Here is a 2,602-nt window from a genome sequence, read left to right as displayed (position 1 = left end):
GATCGCGCATTCATTCCTTGATTCAGCAACGCCAAAAATCCTGTGTACCTAATAAGTATTTAAAACGCTATATTTTAAAATTAAATTACCAAATTTATGGCTATGATTATTGACATTTATCAATTTTGTCTAAAGCAATCTTGGCTTTGAAAAGAACTCTCCAATAGGCTAAATTACTAGTCCATGCTGTTCGATGTAACAAGGTGGGAAGAGATTCTCCTGGAGTTTTAGAGTTATCAAGGGATGGTTCTAACGAGTTATTTTTATCCTGCATAGTGGTATATAGCGTTTGGATCTGGGTTGTAAACACACGAATTGCTGAAAAAGGCAAAAGGCAAAAGGCAAAAGGCAAAAGGCAAGAGGGGAAAGAGTAAATGTTGCGTAGGGTGCGTTAGGGACGGGCGAAACCTTATTTTCTCGGTAGAAAGTGTTAGGAAATTCCGTCCCGTAACGCACCACCCAAATAGCAAAAATTAGATGTACCCGAGTATGGAGTAGGAAATAGGAATAAGATTTGATTATTTAATCACTGAAAATTATTGTTGTTATTTACAATAATAAGTTGTTTTTTAGTGCTACAAGAGCTCAGTAAAATTCAGAGTTTACCGACAACTGCCGCTAAGTCTATAGGGGTTTACTAGTAAGCGTGAAGTAAATTTATAGCAATTCTCTTTCCCATGAGGGACAAAGGGATCCCCCTAAATCCCCCTTAAAAAGGGGGACTTTGAGGTTGATTATTACACCTCATACATGCAATAAACGCTATAAATTTTCTTCCCGACTCCCGATTCCCTTCCCCCCTTAATAAGGGGGGCTAGGGGGGATCCCTGCTCCCCCTTAATAAGGGGGGCTAGGGGGGATCCCTGCTCCCTAAAACCTATAAAGACGCCACTAATTCTTTTTGATCTTGCCAATGGTCTGACCACTGAATGCGATCAGCACTAAAGTGGAGGGGATCATTGTTTGGCCAAGGAGTGTTAATTGGCTCTTCAATAATTTCAAATTCACCGTTATCAAAGGGAAGTCCTTGGGCTTTTACTTTAGGCACAACTCGCTCTCGAATTCCTTGAGATGCTTGAGTTAAGGCCCGATGGTGACAGTAAGGATTATTCCCTCTGCGGTCAAAGAACACATGAGCGGTCCAAGAGCAACCACCGCGACATAGTTCAGCAAATTCGCAAGTCTTGCAGAAGCCCCACAGATGGGATGTCCCTTTGGGAGTATCGGCTCCTAGGTTAAACCGCAATTCTTCAGTTTCTTCAATAATTTTCCTGAGGGAGTGGTCTCGGATATTACCTCCGGTGTAAGCTGAAGTCGGTAAGGAAGGGCAACCTTTGATTGCACCATCGGCTTCAATGCCCAAGGTAGAGAGTCCAGCTTGGCATCCCTGCCAAAATGTCCAGGGATTGCTCTCTCCTCGCCCTCGCAGTAGTCGCTCGTAGGGACCGTAATAGCCTACATTATTTCCGGCCTGTACTTTCACCCCTTCGCTATAAGCCCGCTCAACTACACGAGCAATCATGGGATATAAATCCAGCAGTTCATAGGGTTGGAGCAGAATGTCGTAATTGTCAGCTGCATTTCCCATGGGTACAGTTAACTGAATCTGCCAGGCAAAGATTCCTGCATCCCGAAGCAGCTGGTAAATCTGGGGAAATTCTGGTGCGCTGAGGCGATTGATTTGAGTATTGCAGCCGAAAGGAATACCAGCTTCCTGGAGATGGCTCATGGTCTTAAATGCCCATTGCCAAGAACCCTTTCTCCCCCTTAGGCGGTCGTGGGTTGCTTCTAAGCCATCCACAGAAACGGAAACTACCCGAATTCCAGCCTCTTTCATCCGGCGGGCTGTCTCTAAACTAATCCCAAATCCACCAGTGGTCATACCACAAACCATTCCTGCATCGGTAATGGCTTTGGCAATCTCTAGCCAGTCCGGACGTAAAAAGGCTTCACCCCCAATTAAGGTGACTTCTGTAATTCCAACTTCGGCCATCTGTCTGACCAAATCGAGAGCTTCCTCTGTAGAAAGTTCTTTTGCTCGTGTATGACCAGCACGAGAACCACAGTGCTGACAAGCTAGGTTGCATTTAAGAGTAATTTCCCAAACCGCATAACTAATTCGGCGATAAGTCATAACTAAGCACGTTTGTATCTAGGTTGTAAACACACGAATTGCAGGAAAAGGCAAAAGGCAAGAGGCAATAGGTAAGAGGGGTAAGAGTGTGGGAAGTTTGGGGAGATGGGGAGATGGGGAGATGGGGAGATGGGGAGATAGGGAGATGGGGAGATAGGAAATATTTTTATAGCGTTTATCTTACTGACGAGGTACAGTAAATTTTCGTCTTACCCCGACACCCGACTCCCGATTCCCGATTCCCGACACCCGACACCCGACACCCGACACCCGACACCCGACTCCCGATTCCCTCGGTGCGCTTTCCGTAGGCGAATTAAATTCGCCACGGGTCGCACCGCTCCCGACTCCGTAGACTATGAAATATTGTCTGTGTTCGCGTCTTTTGAAATGTAACCAATTTGATCAGGAGGTATGGAAGCGCCATACAATGCGATCGCTTGAGGAGGTTTCGGTCCAGGCTCGATG

2 protein-coding genes are annotated in these 2,602 nt (G+C 45.8%); both read right to left on the bottom strand.

Annotation, left to right across the window (positions count from 1 at the left end; genetic code table 11):
• Window positions 1–106 precede the first annotated feature (106 nt).
• Window positions 107–274, bottom strand: a complete 168-nt coding sequence (locus tag F6K38_RS39180) for a hypothetical protein (protein ID WP_287265395.1) — start codon at window positions 272–274, stop codon at window positions 107–109.
• Between the two features lie 603 nt (window positions 275–877).
• Window positions 878–2,134, bottom strand: a complete 1,257-nt coding sequence (locus F6K38_RS39175; protein WP_287360318.1) for a nif11-class peptide radical SAM maturase 3 — start codon at window positions 2,132–2,134, stop codon at window positions 878–880.
• Window positions 2,135–2,602: the final 468 nt, after the last annotated feature.

Source organism: Moorena sp. SIO3B2, from assembly GCF_010692525.1.
GTDB lineage: Bacteria > Cyanobacteriota > Cyanobacteriia > Cyanobacteriales > Coleofasciculaceae > Moorena > Moorena producens.
The sequence above is the reverse complement of the archived record's forward strand: the minus strand, read 5'-3'. Positions and strand labels throughout refer to the sequence as shown.

Bases quoted from the DNA above. Each gene is read 5' to 3' on its own strand.
- F6K38_RS39180 (WP_287265395.1), bottom strand. From the start codon at position 274: ATGCAGGATAAAAATAACTCGTTAGAACCATCCCTTGATAACTCTAAA.
- F6K38_RS39175 (WP_287360318.1), bottom strand. From the start codon at position 2,134: ATGACTTATCGCCGAATTAGTTATGCGGTTTGGGAAATTACTCTTAAA.